At 59.9% G+C, this 17460-nt stretch carries 16 protein-coding genes; 12 read left to right on the top strand and 4 right to left on the bottom strand.

Features of this window, described 5'->3' with window-relative positions; all coding sequences use genetic code 11:
• Window positions 1–38 precede the first annotated feature (38 nt).
• Both ACT3UA_RS01160 and ACT3UA_RS01155 read left to right on the top strand, forming a co-directional pair.
• Complete coding sequence (locus tag ACT3UA_RS01160) at window positions 39–623, top strand: DUF5998 family protein (RefSeq protein WP_096286405.1); 585 nt, start codon at window positions 39–41, stop codon at window positions 621–623.
• A 6-nt stretch (window positions 624–629) separates the two neighbouring features.
• Complete coding sequence (locus tag ACT3UA_RS01155) at window positions 630–1814, top strand: alkaline phosphatase family protein (protein ID WP_096286403.1); 1185 nt, start codon at window positions 630–632, stop codon at window positions 1812–1814.
• A 99-nt stretch (window positions 1815–1913) separates the two neighbouring features.
• Here ACT3UA_RS01155 and sepH read toward each other — a convergent pair whose 3' ends face one another.
• A complete protein-coding gene (gene sepH / locus ACT3UA_RS01150) occupies window positions 1914–2966 on the bottom strand; it encodes a septation protein SepH (protein ID WP_096286401.1) in 1053 nt (350 codons plus the stop codon).
• 240 nt (window positions 2967–3206) lie between these two features.
• On the opposite strand from sepH, the gene ACT3UA_RS01145 reads away from it, so the two are divergent.
• Window positions 3207–3509: a DUF4193 family protein gene (locus ACT3UA_RS01145; RefSeq protein WP_096286399.1), complete on the top strand. Its 303-nt coding sequence runs from the start codon at window positions 3207–3209 to the stop codon at window positions 3507–3509.
• Window positions 3510–3553: 44 nt separating this feature from the next.
• On the opposite strand, the gene ACT3UA_RS01140 is transcribed toward ACT3UA_RS01145, so the two are convergent.
• Window positions 3554–4114, bottom strand: a complete 561-nt coding sequence (locus tag ACT3UA_RS01140) for a DUF3093 domain-containing protein (protein ID WP_096286397.1) — start codon at window positions 4112–4114, stop codon at window positions 3554–3556.
• Between the two features lie 132 nt (window positions 4115–4246).
• Between ACT3UA_RS01140 and dut the strand changes: the two genes are divergently transcribed.
• From dut to ACT3UA_RS01120, 4 genes are all read left to right on the top strand, one after another.
• Window positions 4247–4705 (top strand): dUTP diphosphatase, encoded by a 459-nt coding sequence (dut, locus tag ACT3UA_RS01135; RefSeq protein ID WP_096286395.1) that lies wholly within the window; start codon window positions 4247–4249, stop codon window positions 4703–4705.
• A gap of 38 nt (window positions 4706–4743) precedes the next feature.
• A complete protein-coding gene (locus ACT3UA_RS01130) occupies window positions 4744–5442 on the top strand; it encodes a DUF3710 domain-containing protein (RefSeq protein WP_096286393.1) in 699 nt (232 codons plus the stop codon).
• A gap of 4 nt (window positions 5443–5446) precedes the next feature.
• Window positions 5447–5821 (top strand): hypothetical protein, encoded by a 375-nt coding sequence (locus ACT3UA_RS01125; RefSeq protein ID WP_096286391.1) that lies wholly within the window; start codon window positions 5447–5449, stop codon window positions 5819–5821.
• Between the two features lie 65 nt (window positions 5822–5886).
• Window positions 5887–6600 carry a DUF3159 domain-containing protein gene (locus ACT3UA_RS01120; RefSeq protein ID WP_096286389.1) on the top strand — a complete coding sequence of 238 codons (714 nt, stop codon included), beginning with the start codon at window positions 5887–5889 and terminating at the stop codon, window positions 6598–6600.
• On the opposite strand, the gene ACT3UA_RS01115 is transcribed toward ACT3UA_RS01120, so the two are convergent.
• Together ACT3UA_RS01115 and ACT3UA_RS01110 are read right to left on the bottom strand one after the other, a co-directional pair.
• Window positions 6597–7262, bottom strand: coding sequence for a potassium channel family protein (locus ACT3UA_RS01115; protein ID WP_096286387.1), 666 nt, complete (start codon window positions 7260–7262; stop codon window positions 6597–6599). The genes ACT3UA_RS01120 and ACT3UA_RS01115 overlap by 4 nt on opposite strands.
• 17 nt (window positions 7263–7279) lie before the next feature.
• Window positions 7280–7954, bottom strand: coding sequence for a potassium channel family protein (locus tag ACT3UA_RS01110; RefSeq protein WP_096286517.1), 675 nt, complete (start codon window positions 7952–7954; stop codon window positions 7280–7282).
• Between the two features lie 143 nt (window positions 7955–8097).
• On the opposite strand from ACT3UA_RS01110, the gene ACT3UA_RS01105 reads away from it, so the two are divergent.
• The 5 genes from ACT3UA_RS01105 (at window position 8098) to dxs (ending at window position 17455) form a co-directional block, all read left to right on the top strand.
• Window positions 8098–10113 carry an APC family permease gene (locus ACT3UA_RS01105; RefSeq protein ID WP_176484181.1) on the top strand — a complete coding sequence of 672 codons (2016 nt, stop codon included), beginning with the start codon at window positions 8098–8100 and terminating at the stop codon, window positions 10111–10113.
• Window positions 10114–10118: 5 nt separating this feature from the next.
• On the top strand, window positions 10119–11441 hold the full coding sequence (locus ACT3UA_RS01100) for a class I SAM-dependent RNA methyltransferase (RefSeq protein WP_096286385.1): 1323 nt from the start codon (window positions 10119–10121) through the stop codon (window positions 11439–11441).
• Window positions 11442–11631: 190 nt separating this feature from the next.
• A complete protein-coding gene (acnA, locus tag ACT3UA_RS01095; RefSeq protein WP_096286383.1) occupies window positions 11632–14340 on the top strand; it encodes an aconitate hydratase AcnA in 2709 nt (902 codons plus the stop codon).
• Between the two features lie 112 nt (window positions 14341–14452).
• Window positions 14453–15307: a phosphotransferase gene (locus ACT3UA_RS01090; protein WP_096286381.1), complete on the top strand. Its 855-nt coding sequence runs from the start codon at window positions 14453–14455 to the stop codon at window positions 15305–15307.
• Window positions 15308–15487: 180 nt separating this feature from the next.
• The gene (gene dxs, locus ACT3UA_RS01085; protein WP_096286513.1) at window positions 15488–17455 is read left to right on the top strand and encodes a 1-deoxy-D-xylulose-5-phosphate synthase; all 1968 of its coding nucleotides are present in this window, start codon (window positions 15488–15490) and stop codon (window positions 17453–17455) included.
• Window positions 17456–17460: the final 5 nt, after the last annotated feature.

Genomic DNA, 17460 nt, shown 5'->3' with positions numbered 1-17460 from the left:
TGGATGAATTGGTCCGTTGCACTCGGTAGAATTAGGTTATGAACTCACCAACGTATTCCACTACCGCTGGTGCTGAATTGCAGCACGACCTGGTCAGGGCCGGCTTCTACCCGCAGATGGTGCAGGACGTCCTAGCCGAAGCAATGATGTCCCAACCGGTGCTTGACCACTATGTCCATCTGGAGACGCACTTCGACCACACCGAAGTGCACCGCCACATCACGGTCTTGGTGCTCAGCGAAAAAGTCTTGTTCATCATCCACGTAGACGATCAGCAGCTCGATGACCACGGCAATAATGTCGTGGCTCAGGTCTCGACCGAAATGATCTCTTTGCGACGTATCGCCTCGGTCGCTACCAATTATGTCTATCACCAGCCACAGCATTACCGCACAGGCGATGAGGTGCGTGAGTTGACCTTCGGCATGTCATGGAACGGGACGAGCCGAATCGACCTCGCCCCTGCTCCCTGCACCGATCCGCAGTGCGATGCAGATCATGGGCTGAACGGAACCGCGCAACCCGAGGACTTGGTGATTCGGGTTAGCGCAGAGGCCGACGGGCAGCGCGCGGTCAACAAGGCACGCGAGTTCGCGGTGCGTTTGCGACAAGAAACTATCTGATTGCGTATGAGCCAAATTTTGAGTGACCCCGCTTTGCCTACGCCGCCGCAGGCCCTGCCTGCGGCCCCTGCCTACGGGAAAACGACACTGTCGGAAATCCTCCCTTCCGCCGCCCACGCACTAGGCGTTCCCGGCTACCTGAATCCGCTGGGGCTGAAACCCACTAAACGGGTCAGCATGATCATGGTTGATGGGCTGGGTTGGAATCAGTTCAAATCTCACGCGGCGCACGCCCCATTCCTACGTTCACTCTTTGAGCGAGCGCAGAAGCTGGGCACCGGTTTTCCTTCGACGACCGCGACGAGCCTGACCAGCCTGGCCACAGGTGTGGCACCTGGCGAGCATGGCATGCTCGGCTATGACGTGGTCGATCCCGAGCGCCGGCGAGTAGTTAACCAACTTGGCGGCTGGCCCGCGGACCTGAAGCCAGAATCCTGGCAGACCGTTCCCACGGTATTTGAGCGAGTCCATGAACACGGCATCCATGTTGCTTCGGTTTCATTGCCCCTCTTTGCGAATTCTGCATTGACCCGTGCCGCCTTGCGCGGACCGAAATTTGTGGCGGCAAAACAAATTACCGCACGGGCCCGGGCCACTCAAGAAGTTTTTGCCAGCCACCGCAACGCACTGGTGTATACCTACTTTAATGAACTAGATAAAGTCGGCCACAAATTCGGTGTGGATTCCAGCCAGTGGCGCGACACCCTCGAAGAAATTGACTACGTCATCAAATCGCTGGTCTCCCGATTGCCGGAAGAGACCACCGTGCTGATCACCGGTGACCACGGAATGGTCGACGTCCCTGAATCACAGCGCATCGATTTCAGCCTCGAACCGGAACTCATCGAGGGAGTCGAGCTCACCAGTGGGGAACCGCGCGGCGTGCATTTAACTTTTGCCGCGGCGACCAGCGACGGGCAACGCCAGCAGGTACGCGACGCATGGCAACGGGCCTACGGCTCGAAGGCCTGGGTGCTCAGCCGCGAGGAAGCGATCGATCTAGGGTACTTCGGCAAGATCCCTGATGCCCATGCCGCTCGCATGGGCGACTTGATCATCATGGCAGCCGAAGCGATCGCGTTCTACGATGGGCGGCGGGTGGCTCCGATGGCCTTTGACATGATTGGCCAGCATGGCTCGCTGACCGCCGGTGAGCGCTTCGTGCCGCTGTTTACGCATCGCACCAAGTAATTCGCTGAAAAGTCGATTTCAGACCAGTAAAGCTAGAGGCACTGCACAAAGTTGAAAACTTTTGTGCAGTGCCTCTAGCTTTGTGCGGAAGCGGCTCGTTTAAGAGTCGGTGTCCTTCTTGCGCTTTCCAAACATGATGTCATCCCAGCTTGGAACCGAAGAACGCTTCGGCTTGCGCGGGGAGGAATCCTCGGCAGAAAGTTCGGGTTCCTGGCTTGCGTCGTTGGAGTCTTCCCTGTCGGTGACTACCGTCAACTGCGAAGTCCGAGATGAGATGCCTTGCGACAGATGGGGGAATGACTCCTCATCGTCGTTCTCATACTTGCTCATGCTGCGTTCAATAATCTCGTTCAACCGGTCATCCTTCGCAGGATCCTCCGGGGCACGCTGGCCACGACGGGAATTGAGCAAGCTGACTAATTCTTCGGAGTCGTTATTGTCTGCGCTGCCAATTGGTGTGGCCGGCTGCTCGGCCTGACCTACGGCTGCGATGGGACGAAAATACTCTGGTGCCTGCTGCTCGCTGAGCGTTTGCGCCCAACGATTAAGGTTCTTCAAGGACTTGCGCGCCGGGGTGAAAGCCCACTTGGCGACATTTTCCTTGCCGTCCGCCGAACCGTTGGCCAGCGACTCGACGTTTTCTGATGGCAACGGAGAATCAAACTCCACCGTTACGATCCACTGGCCCTCAGGGTCCTTCCAAGAGTTCCAGCGTGCGTGTTCGGCGTCGATATTGAGCTGGTGCAAACGATGTGTCACCATCGAACCAAGGTCCGCCGGTTCTTCACCGAAAATCTCGCGGTACTCGGCATCGGTTTGGGGCCCGGAAACCTCTACCCGACGAGCCAATTCAGCGATGTGCTCACGTTCTGCTAACACTGGGCCTTCATACTTGACGATCTGTTCAACCGGAACATTCCATTCCAAGGACAGATCGTAAGCGGAAGCTCCAGCACGTACTCGTGCCTGGATCTCACGCGGCGAATGAACCGAAGACTCATCGCGGTTTCGCGGCGCCCGAGCTCGGGCGATTTCGGCCATTGCACTGCGCAGCGCATCGTCGACGGAAAGCTCAAAGCTCATCCCATCGTCGCTGCTGACCTGCAGGCTGGAACCATTTTCATGAATTCCTACCAGTCTCAGCTGACGCATTACTACCCTCCACACGGTCTATTTCCTGAGTGAAACTCTGCCACTTATGACCCTGATTTCCTATTACCGCCCCGGGTGTGGCGCAAGAATACTCGCAAGTTCATATCACTTTGTGGCTGATGTGTCACTGGCGGGAATGTTCGGCGCAGTTCAACGTTATACTTTTAGGCCGGTACTGGTGTTTACCAACAAGTGCCACGTATCGAGATTACCGCCAGCGGAAAAGAGTGAAATACGATCATGGCCAACGAAAATGTTGCCTCACGTGAGACCAGCCAAGACCAGTCCCGCGCCGAGCAGCTGGCCGCAGCGAAAAAATTGGGCACCGCCGCGACCGCGAACCTGATCGATGAAAGCGAAGCCGAGCTTGCCGAAGCCTATGTTTTGCCCGGGGGAGAAGCCGGTCAAGACGAAGCAAATGTGGACATCATTCCGGAGCAAGCCGACGAATTCACCTGTGCCTCGTGCTTCATGGTGCGCCACCGTTCCCAGCTTGCCCGCGAAGATCAAGGACAAAAATATTGCACCGAGTGTGAGGGCTAAGCCCCAACACTCGATGCAAGAAATAAACTTTTTGGGGCTACGGGTTAGGACTGTTCTTCGGTAGATTCCGGAGCGCGAAACTGGGTTGCCTCTTTGGCCTCCTGTGCTGTGGATTCACGCTGAGCCTCCTCGGTGAATTCATACATCACACCGCCCAGAGCCGCGGTGAGCTCTTCGGGGCGACGGGTGGAAGTGATCCAGTAGGGGGTCTCATCACGCGGGTCGGTGACCTCCATGCGAACTACCGCATCGAGCCAGCCGCGCAAGTTCATGAATGCTAGTCCATGCAGCTTCTGGCCACGCTGCTTAAATGCTTCTTCGCCGCGATAGCCGATCGCCTCGCCGACGAATTTTCGCTCAATGGTAGCGCGGCCCACGGTGAGACTCTCTTCGGTGACTTCCAGGGTAGGGACCTTAAGCAAGAAGATCACTGCGATGCCGACCAAGACAAAGAGCCCGATCGCTATACCCCAAGGGACACTGATCGGGGCGACCGCTATGCCGGCGGTGATCGCGATTAGTAAAGGCCAAATCCATGTGCCGACCGAAGGCCATAGCTTTTCACGAAATAGAACATTTGAAGCCTCTGGGCTGGGAGTACTCATACCAACCAGTTTAGGCAATTTTTCGGAGTTGAATAACCGCTCGGATTCACTGGCGCAACCGTTTGGCGGCGCGCGATAGAGTTGGACAGGTGGAAAACGACCAATCGATTTACCGGGAGATTAGAAAAACTCATGAATGAGCCCACGATTTCAATCAGAATCAAGATGCTCGATCCGCAGCTCCCGGCCCCCAGCTACGCTCACCCTTCTGATGCAGGTGCTGATCTGCATGCCCGTGGTGACGTAGTGCTCCAGCCGGGGGAACGCGCACTGATCCCTACCGGGCTCGCCTTGGCACTTCCGCACGGATATGTCGGCCTCGTTCATCCGCGAAGTGGTTTGGCCGCGAAGCACGGTATTACCGTCGTCAACGCACCGGGTACTGTTGATGCCGGATACCGTGGCGAGATCATGGTCACACTGTTGAACACGGACAACTCCAATGCCTTTGAAGTTCGCCGCGGCGATCGTATCGCCCAGCTGGTTATCCAGAAAGTCGAACTAGCCCATTTTGAGCAGGTCGAGTCCCTCGACGAGACGTCTCGCGGTACCGGCGGTTTCGGTTCAACAGGCGGATTCAACGCTAAGTAAGTACCCTTGGTGTAAGAGCGCAAAACTTTAAGGACATCATGTTTTTCAAGCGTAAGAAGTCGGTAGAACAGCCGGTCGAAGAGCCAACCGTCGAGGAAAGCACTCCGGAGCCCACCTCTACCAGCGGCCCATTCGACATCAGCGACGTGCCCGAAACCGATAGCTACCTCGACTTTGGTTCGATTCTCGTCAAGCCGATCCCTGGCATGAAGGTGCGCATGGATGTCGAACAGGCGAATCAGCGGGTTGTGGCGGTTTCGCTGGAGATCGCCGAATCGCGCGTTCAACTGATGGCTTTCGCTGCCTCGAAGTCGGACTCCTTGTGGCCCGGTATCCGTGAAAAGATCACCGGCGACATCCACGGACAGAAGGGTGAGATCTTCACCCGCGAGGGAGAATATGGCGAAGAGCTTCTCGCCAAGGTTCCGCAGCAACTGCCGGACGGACGTGCCGGACACGTCGCCCTGCGTTTCGTGGGCGTCGACGGTCCGCGTTGGTTCCTGCGCGCTGTCGTTGGCGGCGCCGCAATTGCCGATGAGGAAGCTACCAAGATCGTTGATGAACTGCTGCGTAGCGTCGTGATCAACCGCGGCGACAAGCCGCTACCGCCGGCGGAGCTACTTCCACTGAACGTGCCGAGCAATGCCACAACCCGCGCCGAGACACCTGAAGCCGAGACAGCTGAGCCGGGAATCACCCGTCCGGAACGTGGCCCTGAAATTACCCAGATCGGCTAATGGCATGTCCTGCGAGCCCGGCCCTTTGGAGGCCCACCTTGGCAGCAGGGAAGTCAGGCCGGCACATCTGCGTTTGGAGTCCCTGTCCGAGTTGCCGGTAAAGGGGCGAGTGGAGCACCTCGGGTACATCCAGTCGGTCAGCTACTCGGCCCCCAACACGCCACCGCGTCTGACCGCCGTCGTGGTGGACCGGCTGGCTGGAGTTGGTGGGCGCCGTGGCACCGTTCCGCATGTAAAGCTGCTGTTCATGGGCCAAAAGCAGGTACCCGGGATTAAACCCGGAGTAAAAATCAAATATGCGGGCATGGTTGCGCTGGTGGATCACGTCCCCAGCATCTTCAACCCGCGGTACCTGATCGTTCCGGTCAACCGCCGCTAGGTTGTGGGTTCTATAGTTGCCGTATATGCAGGTCCCGCACCGTGACCGAGGCAGAAGTGAGAAGCATGAACAACGAAGAACAGCTGAACGAGCCGCAACGCCACAAGGAGCACTCGTTCGCTTCGAATCTCGGACAGAACGCAAAGCTGGCGCAAAATGCCGATGGCGGGATCGATGTCATCGCCAGCGTTGGCGGTCCCCGCGGCATCGTTGAGACGGTGCTTCCGGGTTTCGTCTTCGTCATGGTGTACGCGCTCAGCCTAGAGCTTTCGTGGGCGTTGATCGCCTCGATCGGGCTCGGTGTGCTGTTCATGATCGTGCGCCTAGCGAAGAAGTCATCGCTGATGCAGGCCGCCAGCGGACTCATCGGGATTCTGATCTGCGCCTTCGCGGCTCGTGCCACCGGTGAAGCCAAGGACTACTATGTTCCAGGCTTCTTCATCGGCGCCGGTTATCTGCTCGCACTGCTGATTTCGATTATCGTCAGGTGGCCACTGGCCGGGGTGCTCTTCGGATTCATCCGCAACGAGGGAACCGCTTGGCGTACCCAGCCGGCAAGGTTGCGCCGCTACAGCGTCGCGACGTGGATCATCATCGGTGTATTCATTGCACGCCTCGCGGTGCAGCTGCCGATGTACTTCGCCGACAATGTGGTGGCCCTGGGCCTTGCCCGCGCGCTGATGGGCGCCCCACTGTATGCCGCTGGGCTCTGGTTCGCCTGGCTGGTATCCCGTCCGGCCAAGGACATTCAGCCGGAGCAGCCTCGGCAGCAGAACTAACGGGCCGCTCCGCGCAGGGTGCGCCGCAACGGGCTTTCAGCCTCGGGAGTGGTGATGAAGAAGATTTCGTCTCCGCCCTCGATCACATCATCATCGCTGGGCGGGAACGGCGCCTTATCACGCACCACCGCCACGATGGTGGTGTCTTGAGGCCAGGTGACACGTCCCAGGGTGCGTCCAATCAGTGCCGAGTCGTGCGGCACGGTGAATTCGACCATATGCACCTCACCGCTTTTGAGCGTCAGCAGCCGTACCAAGTCTCCAACTTCTACCGCCTCCTCGACTAGGGCAGTCATCAGCCGTGGGGTGCTCACCGCCACATCCACGCCCCAGGCGTCGTCAAACATCCATTCGTTCTTGGGGTGGTTTACGCGCCCCACGGTTCGACGCACACCAAATTCGCTTTTGGCCAGCAACGAGACCACCAGGTTGACTTTGTCATCGCCGGTGGCCGAGACGACCACATCGAATTCTTCGAGCTTGGCTCGTTGCAAGACCGCGAGTTCGCAGGCGTCTCCGATGAGCCACTGGACGTTTTCCAGATCTTCGCGGTCAGCCATCTCGGCCTTCGGATCGACAATGAGCACCTGATGGGAATTCAGTACAAGCTCACGGGCGATAGACGAACCAACGGATCCGGCCCCGGCAATCATTACTTTCACGTGTTTAGCTCTCTCGTTCAGTCGCTGACGGGAATCGGCGCGTTGGCAAGGACTTTTTCCACATCTTTGCTTTTTTCAAGGCGCATCATGACATGGACCAAGTCACCGCCTTGGAGCCGTGTGCGGCTTTCTGGGATGGTTCCTTCGCCGAAACGGGTCAGGTAGGCGACCCGAACCCCGGCCGCTTCTTCGAGCTCCTTGACCAGGTGCCCGTACCAGCCTCGATGCAAGGCCACTTCGGTAAGCATCAGTCGTCCCGAGGGCTCGCGGTAATCGCCACGGATGGAATACTCGGGAAGGATGCGCCGCAGGACCTGATCGGTGCTCCAGCGGACCGCTGCCACCGTGGGGATTCCCAAGCGTTGATAGATCTCGGCGCGTCCCGGGTCGTAGATTCGCGCCACCACATGCGGCACGTTGTAGCTTTCCCGGGCCACGCGAGTGGCGAGAATGTTGGAATTATCACCGCTGGAAACGGCCGCAAAGGCATAGGCCTCGTCAATTTTCGCCTCCACCAGGGTGTCCCGGTCAAAGCCCAATCCGACAACCTTGGTTCCCGAGAATTCTTGTCCCAGCCGGCGGAAAGCCTCAGGATTCTGGTCGATGACCGCCACCGAATGTCCGGCTTCGTCTAGCGTATGGGCCAGCGCAACGCCTACGCGTCCGCAACCCATGATCACAAAGTGCGCCACCGCCAACTCCTTGTTTCCTTGCCACCAGTGCAACTTCTGCGTGCTGCGCAGTTCACAGCCACGCAAGTAACAATAGCGCGCCGCGAACCACGCGCCTGAGACGAGGGTACTGCCTATGGCGCGCCCTGCGATAACGTTATCTCGTGCCTGCTTTATTTGATGGTCTTAAAAGGATCCTCGTGGGCCGGCCGTTTAGCACCGAACAGCTCAAACGTAAGCCGCTCCCACCTAAGATCGCCCTGCCGATATTCTCTTCCAGCGCGCTATCTTCTTTGGCTTATGCGCCGGACGAAATTCTGCTGACCCTAGCCATGGCGGGCATTGCCGCGACAATGCTCTCGCCGGCGGTAGGCGTGGCGGTACTTGTCGTGCTGCTAGTCCTCGTGCTGTCCTACCGGCAATCCGTGGAGGCCTACCCCTCGGGCGGCGGCGACTATGAGATCGTCCGGAAAAACCTCGGGCCGCGCTCCGGGACGACCGTGGCCTCGGCCCTCCTGGTTGACTTCGTGCTCACCGTTGCGGTGTCCAGCTCTTCGGCCGCACAGTACCTCTCGGGCGTTTTCCCTGCTTTGGAAGAGCATCGGGCCTGGGTGGCCTCGGCGATCGTGGCATTCTTGGTCGTCGCGAACCTCCGCGGTCGCGGACAGGGGCGTTGGTCCCTGGCCATCCCGGTGTACCTATTCGCCGGCGGAATGCTGGCAATGATCGCCATCGGCGGGGTTCTGGCGCTGACCGGAAACCTGGGGCTGGCGCCGAGCGCGGAGTTCAACATTGTTCCGGAACAGGAATTTGAGACCGGCATGCACGGCGTATTTGGCGCCTTGCTGATCTTGCGCGCCTTCTCCACCGGTTCGGCGGCGCTGACCGGTATCGAAGTGCCCATTTCAAATGTGCATCACCTGCGCAAGCCCCGTGCCCGGAACGCCGGGCGCATTCTGTTGGTGATGGGTCTGCTCTCCGGGGTGCTCACGCTTGGAACGCTGATGCTCGCGCGAGCCACGGGAATCAAGGTCGTCGCCGATCCGCAGGCCTCATTGATGCTCGCCGGCCAGCCAATCTCGCAAAATTACGTGCAAGTCCCGGTCTTGGGGCAGTTGGCCCAAGCCGTCTTCGGAGACTTCTTCCTCGGTACCGTTGTGGTGTCCCTGCTGACCATCGCAGTCTTGCTGCTCGCAGGCAACCAGGCATTTAATTCATTCCCCAACCTCGCCAGCCATTTGGCTGGCGATGGCTACCTGCCGCGTCAGCTACGCACCCGTGGCGACCGCTTGGGTTTCTCGAACGGAATCCTTTCCCTCGGCGCCGCTGCGATCGTGCTGATCTTGCTGTTCAGCGGTGATGTGACGATTCTGGTGCAGCTCTACGTGGTCGGGGTGTTCGTTTCCTTCACGCTCAGCCAGCTCGGGATGCTCAAGCACTGGTCTCGCGTGTTGATCACCGTCACCGATCGCAAGGTACGCGCCGCAAAGCAACGCAAGCGCCTGCTGAACCTGATCGGGTTGATTCTTTCGCTGCTGGTGCTGGTGGTTGTGCTCGCGACCCGATTCGTTCACGGCGCCTGGCTTGCGGTGCTCGGCATTGTGGCGCTGACCTTGATCATGGAGTCCCTGCAGCGTCACTATCAGCAGGTTGACGACGAACTGGCGGTCTCCGACGAGCATTCGGCGACCGCGTTGCCAGCCCGAGTCCATGCCCTGGTGCTGGTGTCCACGGTGCGCAAACCGGTGCTGCGTGCGCTCGCTTTCGCGAGAGCCTCACGCCCCTCCAAATTAGAAGCGATCATCGTGGATATCGAAGCGGAGAAGACCGAGCATACGTTGGCCGACTGGGACCGTTTGCGCATTCCCGTGCCGATCACCGCGCTTGCTTCGCCCTATCGCGAAATTGCCGGACCGCTAATCGAACATATTCGGTCGATCAAGCGTGAATCTCCCCGCGACCTCATCGTTGTTTACATTCCCGAATATGTGGTCGGGCACTGGTGGGAACAGCTGGTGCATAACCAGACCGCGCAGCGAGTGAAGAACCGCCTGCACTACGAACCTGGAGTGCTCATCGCTTCGGTGCCTTGGCGCCTGCTGAGCTCATCCGAAGCACTGATCGGTGGCCCGACCGAGGAATCCTCGGCACACCGGCATTCAACACCTCACGAAGGATAACTTTTATGAACGCCACCGAAACCCTGCAGCTGCGGTTAGGTTCGATTGCCCATGGTGGACACACCGTAGCTCGCCATGAAGGGCGGGTAATTTTCGTCCGCCACGGCATCCCCGGCGAACTGGTCAATGTACGCCTGACCGATTCGGGCGAGAGCGCCAAGTTCTGGCGTGCCGACGTCGTTGAGGTGCTCGAAGCGAGCGAGCACCGGGTGTCGCACGTCTGGGAACAGGCCGACGCGTTGAAGTACCGTGACCCGGTTGGGGGAGCGGAATTCGGACATATGTCCCTGGACTACCAGCGCGAGCTCAAAGCCCAGGTGGCTGCCGAACAGCTGACTCGCTTAGGCGGCTTGAAGGCGGAAGACTATAACTTCCCGGCGGTACAGGCCGTTGCGGGCGACTCCACCGGTCTGGGCTGGCGTACCAGGATGTCGTACTCGGTCACCGAAGACGGGCGGCTGGCGATGAGCGGTTTTCGCAGCAACGAACTCACCGCAATCAGCCAAATGCCCTTGGCGCATCCGGGAATCGAGGCCATCGGCTTGTATTCGGTGGATTTCACAGGGATTGACCGGGTGGAGGCGGCGGTCTCCAGCGAGGATGACTCAACCGTTCTGGTCTTGCTCTCGGAGCTGCGTCCGGGTGCCGCAAAGCGGGTGGCGCAGCAGCTGCCCGAAGGGGTGAACGTTGCGGCGTTCAGCCAGATCGGTGGTTCTGCCGCCGATGGCAAGGGCGAGCTGCAGACCATTGTGGGCAACAGCTGGTTGACCGAAAAGGTGCTTGGCAAGACTTTCCGGATCACCGGCGAGGGATTCTGGCAGGTGCACCGTCAGGCGGCCACGTTATTGACCGAACGAGTGCTGGACCTGACCCAGCCGGAACCGGGCGAGGTCATTGCCGACCTCTATGCCGGTGCGGGCTTGTTCTCGCTGCCCCTGGCGGAAGCTGTGGGTCAGCACGGACGAGTGTTCAGCATCGAAGGTGCGCCAGGAACTCATGCGGATGCGAAAAAGAACCTGGCCGAGGTGCGTCAGGTGACGGTGACCCGTGGACGCGTGGAACGGCTGATGCGCCAGCTGGCTCGCGAAGCAGATCTGGGTGCGGTTGTTCTCGATCCTCCGCGCACCGGTTTGGACAAACAGTCCGCCGCGGAACTGGCAGCAAGCGGTGTTCCACGCATTTGTTACGTCTCCTGCGACCCGGCTGCTTTTGCCCGTGATACGGCTCGTTTGATGGCACGTGGCTACGAATTAGATCACATGGAGATTCACGATTTATACCCGCATACTCACCATATGGAATCGATAGGCCTGTTTGTGCGCCGCTAAACGATGGTTTGCGTCCGCTGGAACACGAATTTGCGGGTAACTTTCTGCGGATCCGGCATTTTCTTTCAGGAACGGATAGACTGTTTTTAGCACTGCAGCGATACAAGCATGACTAACTCAGTTAGGAACGCCTAACTGGAATTATGTTTACGTATGCATAAAGAATGAGTGTCTGGCGAGAGGAGTCCCAATGAGTAAAGTGGACAGTTTCGGTGCCAAAGGCGTACTTGACGTCAAGGGAACCGAATACGAAATTTACCGACTGAACAAGGTCGAAGGCTCAGACAGCCTTCCCTACAGCTTGAAGGTTCTTCTGGAGAACCTGCTTCGCACCGAAGATGGCGCGAACATCACCGCAGATCACGTCAAGGCCCTGGGCCAGTGGGATGCATCGGCTCAGCCGAATACCGAAATCCAGTTCACCCCGGCGCGCGTCCTGATGCAGGACTTCACCGGTGTGCCTTGCATCGTTGACCTTGCCACGATGCGTGAAGCCGTACAGGAACTCGGCGGCGATCCTACCCGCGTGAACCCGCTGGCACCTGCCGAAATGGTCATCGACCACTCCGTGCAGATCGACACCTTCGGTTTCGCCGGCGCCGTCGAGCGCAACATGGAAATCGAATACCAGCGCAATGGCGAGCGTTACCAGTTCCTGCGTTGGGGCCAGACCGCATTTGACGACTTCAAGGTCGTCCCACCGGGCACCGGTATCGTGCACCAGGTCAACATCGAGTTCCTGGCTCGCACCGTGATGACCCGTGAGGTCAACGGCGTGCTTCGTGCCTACCCGGACACCTGCGTCGGCACCGACTCGCACACCACCATGGTCAATGGCATGGGCGTGCTGGGCTGGGGCGTTGGCGGCATCGAGGCCGAGGCAGCAATGCTCGGCCAGCCAGTGTCCATGCTGATCCCTCGCGTTGTCGGCTTCAAGCTCGCTGGCTCGATCCCAGCCGGCGCAACCGCAACCGACGTGGTGCTGACCATCACCGAAATGCTGCGTAAGCACGGCGTGGTTGGCAAGTTCGTTGAGTTCTACGGCGAAGGCGTGGCAGCAGTGCCGCTGGCTAACCGTGCAACCATCGGCAACATGTCCCCAGAGTTCGGCTCGACCGCCGCAATGTTCCCAATCGACGACGTCACCTTGGACTACCTGCGCCTGACCGGCCGCAGCCAGGAGAACGTGGACCTGGTCGAGGCATACGCCAAGGAACAGGGCATGTGGCACGATCCAAACCGCGAGATTCGCTTCAGCGAATACCTCGAGTTGGATCTGTCCACCGTCGTACCATCGATCGCCGGCCCGAAGCGTCCGCAGGACCGCATCGAGCTATCGGGCTCGAAGGAACAGTTCCGCAAGGACATCCACAACTACGTATCGAACGCCGAAGACACCCAGGGTGTTGGCCGTCCATCGACCGCAGTTGAGGTCACCAAGGAAGATGGCGAGAAGTTCACCATCGACCACGGTCTGGTTTCGATCGCTTCGATCACTTCGTGCACCAACACCTCGAACCCTTCGGTCATGCTTGCTGCAGCGGTGCTTGCACGCAACGCCGCCGAAAAGGGCCTTGCCTCCAAGCCATGGGTCAAGACCTCGGTCGCCCCAGGCTCGAAGGTCGTCACCGAGTACTACGAGAAGTCCGGCCTCATGCCATACCTGGAGAAGCTCGGCTTCTTCGTCGTAGGCTACGGTTGCGCAACTTGTATCGGTAACTCCGGTCCACTGGATGCAGAGATCTCCGAGGCCATCAACGCCAACGACCTCGCAGCCACCGCGGTGCTCTCGGGTAACCGAAACTTCGAAGGCCGCATCAACCCAGACGTGAAGATGAACTACCTGGCTTCCCCGCCACTGGTCATCGCTTACGCACTGGCCGGCACCATGGACTTCGACTTCGAAACCGATTCCCTGGGCAAGGACAACGAGGGCAACGACGTCTTCCTGAAAGACATCTGGCCATCGCCTGTCGAGGTCCAGGAAATCATCGATTCCTCGATCGACGAAGGCATGTTCGCCAAGGGCTACGAAGGTGTCTTCGAGGGCGACGACCGCTGGAAGGCGCTCGACACCCCAGAGGGTTCAACCTTCAAGTGGGACGAGAAGTCGACCTACGCGCGCAAGGCTCCGTACTTCGATGGCATGACCGCCGAACCACAGCCGGTCTCCGACATCGACGGCGCTCGCGTGCTGCTGAAGCTGGGCGACTCGGTCACCACCGACCACATCTCGCCTGCAGGTTCGTTCAAGTCGGAAACCCCGGCCGGACAGTACCTGATCGAAAACGGTGTGGATCGCAAGGACTTCAACTCCTACGGCTCACGCCGTGGCAACCACGAAGTCATGATCCGCGGTACCTTCGCGAACATCCGCATCAAGAACCAGCTGCTGGACGGCGTTGAGGGTGGCTTCACCCGCGACTTCACCCAGGACGGCGCTCCACAGTCGTACGTCTACGACGCAGCGGAGAACTACAAGGCTGCCGGCACCCCGCTGGTCGTGCTTGGCGGCAAGGAATACGGTTCGGGCTCCTCGCGTGACTGGGCTGCCAAGGGCACCGCGCTGCTGGGTGTCAAGGCCGTCATCACCGAGTCCTTCGAGCGTATCCACCGCTCGAACCTGATCGGCATGGGCGTTCTGCCACTGCAGTTCCCACAGGGCGAGTCCGCTGAGTCGCTGGGTCTGACCGGTACCGAGAGCTTCTCGATTGCCGGCGTGACCGAGCTGAACAACGGCACCACCCCGAAGACCCTGAAGGTGACCGCTACCGCCGAAGACGGCAAGGTCACCGAGTTCGACGCCGACCTGCGCATCGATACCCCAGGCGAGGCAGACTACTACCGCAACGGTGGCATTCTGCAGTACGTCCTGCGCCAGATCGCCGCTTCCAACTAAGGTTTCTACCTGAAGTCGGTTCCGGTTCCTGGAACAACCCGAAGGCCCCAAAGCAAACGCTTTGGGGCCTTCGGGCATTTAATGCCCTCCGGCAAGGAACTAAGCTGAACCCATGAGCGCTAACTGGCATCGCGGACTGCTCACCGGCCCGCAGGCGGCATTGGTGGAGCAGTGGCTGCACTGTCCGCTGCTGATTGAAGATCTTTCGTGGGGCCTGACGGACACGCGCGTGTTGCGTCTTCGTTCGCTCGGACGGGACTACATCCTCAAGACGGCCGGATCGGCGAATCTTCATCTCGGCCGAGAATTCAAGGCCCACACAGGTTACACCGCCCCGTTGCTGGAACACGGGCTGACTGCCGCGATGCGTCATGAAGACCGGGCGCAGCGTCTGCTGCTCCTGGATTATTTACCCGGTGTCTTATGCGAGCAGACTCCCAGCGCCAATAATCCGGATATACACGAACAGGCCGGTCGGGCATTGCGCCTGCTGCACGGGCAATACGCCAAAATGGATGACGGATACGAAAAGAATTTCATAACCAGCGGATTGAGCTGGCTGGAGGCAGAGCACCGAATTGATCCGCCCTCCTTGGCCGCCGCCCGTCGGATCTTTACAGGCTATCGCCCTGCGCCCATCGTCGTTGTGCCCACACACGGTGACTGGCAACCACGGAACTGGGTGGTCGAACAAGGGAAACTGCGGGTCATCGACTTTGGCCGCTTCGCCTTGCGGCCCGCTCAGAGCGATTTGGCCAGGCTCTCGGCCCAGCAGTGGCGCGAGCATCCTGAATTAGCGACAGCGTTCTTTCACGGCTACGGGACGGACCCGCGAGAGCCGCGTAGCTGGCCTATCACGCAACTGCGCGAGGCGATCGGCACCGCAGTTTGGGCCTTTCAGGTCGGCGACACGGCCTTTGAAACCCAGGGGCACCGTATGCTGCGCGACGCGTTGGAACTATTCTGAAAATACCGGCGGTGGCCCCAGCCATTCGGGCTACCGCTAACAGTAGCCAAGGTCATTGCGGGTAAATTCGCACCTCACCGAAAGGTGACGGATAATGTAAATAGTCCTGCGAAAGCTACACTAAGAGTTTCGGATGGATCGACCGGTCCGTAGCGGGCGAACAAGCAAAAGGGGATGACAGTGTCTTTGTTGGAGACCATCAACAAGCCTAGCGATCTGCGGGCGCTTACCCTGGAACAGTTAGAGGACCTCGCGGGGGAAATTCGCGCATTCCTCATTGCCAACGTGGCCCGTACCGGTGGCCATCTCGGACCGAACCTCGGCGTGGTCGAACTGACCTTGGGCATCCACCGGGTCTTCGACTCTCCCACCGACTCGATCGTCTTCGATACCGGTCACCAGTCCTACGTGCATAAGCTCGTCACCGGTCGCCAAAACTTCACCACCCTGCGTCAGCAAGGTGGACTTGCCGGTTATCCGGACCGCGCAGAGTCCGAGCACGACATCGTCGAGTCTTCCCATGCCTCCTCCTCGCTCTCTTGGGTCGATGGCATCTCGCGGGCCAACAAGCTGCGCAATAACACCGAGCGCTACGCGATTGCGCTGGTCGGGGACGGCGCGCTGACCGGTGGCATGGCCTGGGAAGCGGTCAACAATATCGCCGCCGACAAGGACCGCAAGGCGATCATCGTGGTCAACGACAATGGACGCTCTTATGCGCCGACCATCGGTGGACTCGCCAACCAGCTCTCGGGCCTGCGCCAGCAGCTGGATAAGTTCCGTACCCACCCGTATTACGAAGATGCCATGAGCAAGCTCAAGGGCAGGCTCAAAGACTCGGGGGCCGTAGGAAACTTTGCCTACAAGTCCCTGCACGCCACCAAGAAGGGCATCAAGGACTGGTGGGCTCCGCAGGGCTTATTCGAGGATCTGGGACTGAAATACATCGGTCCCATCGATGGGCACAACCAGGGCGCCGTAGAAGAAGCATTGCTCCAGGCCAAGCAGTTCGGCGGCCCGGTGCTGGTGCATGCGATGACCGAAAAGGGCCACGGCTATGCGCCGGCCATTGCCGACGTGGCGGATCAGTTCCACGCCGTGGGCGTGATCGACCCGGAGACCGGCACCCCGGTCTCCAGCGGGGGAGCGCAGAGCTGGACCAGTGTCTTCGGCGATGAAATCGCCGTAGTGGCGGATGAACGCGATGATATCGTCGCGATCACCGGGGCCATGCTGCAGCCGGTAGGCCTGAAGAAGATGGCCGACAAGTACCCCGAGCGCGTCATCGACGTGGGAATCGCCGAACAACATGCCATGACGGCGGCAGCGGGACTGGCCTTTGGCGGCCTGCACCCGGTAGTTTGCGTCTACGCGACCTTCCTGAACCGGGCCTTCGACCAGCTGCTGATGGATGTGGCGCTGCACAAGGCCGGGGTCACCATCGTGCTGGACCGGGCCGGTGTCACCGGACCCGACGGTCCAAGCCACCACGGCATGTGGGATATGGCGCTGACCCAGATCATTCCGAATCTGCACCTGGCCGCCCCGCGCGATGCCTCGCGGCTGCGCGAAGAACTGCGCGAAGCGCTGGCCATCGACGACGCGCCGAGCGTCGTGCGTTTCTCCAAGGGCTCGGTGGGCGAGGAAGTCGAGGCGATCGACCGCTTGCCAGATGGGGTGGACGTGCTGGCCCGACTCGGTGACCGGGCGGCCCCGGATGTGTTGATCGTCTCGGTAGGCGCGATGAGCGAGCTCTCCCTGGACGTCGCACACCGGCTGAACAGCCAAGGTATTTCGGTCTCCGTCGTCGACCCGCGCTGGGTGCTGCCGGTACCGGCATCGGTGGTTTCACTGGCCGCCCGCCACCGCATCGTGGTCTGCATCGAAGATGGCGTGCGCGCCGGGGGCGTCGGTTCCCGGCTGCGCACCGAAATGCGCGCGGCAGGGGTCGACACGGCCTTGAACGAGGTTGGCCTGCCCACCGAGTTCCTGGCTCACGGCAGCCGCGCCCAGGTGCTCGAACGCGTGGGGTTGACCGCCAAGCAGGTAGCCCGCGACACGCTGGCCCAGGTGCTCGGCACGAAGGTGCCCTTCGCCCGGCCGCTGCCTGGCCAGGATCTTCCCACCGGGCAGATTCCCAAGCTGTGAGCGGA

The sequence above is a fragment of the Glutamicibacter sp. 363 genome (assembly GCF_052379505.1).
In the GTDB taxonomy this organism is placed as follows: Bacteria; Actinomycetota; Actinomycetes; order Actinomycetales; family Micrococcaceae; genus Glutamicibacter.
The sequence above is the reverse complement of the archived record's forward strand: the minus strand, read 5'-3'. Positions and strand labels throughout refer to the sequence as shown.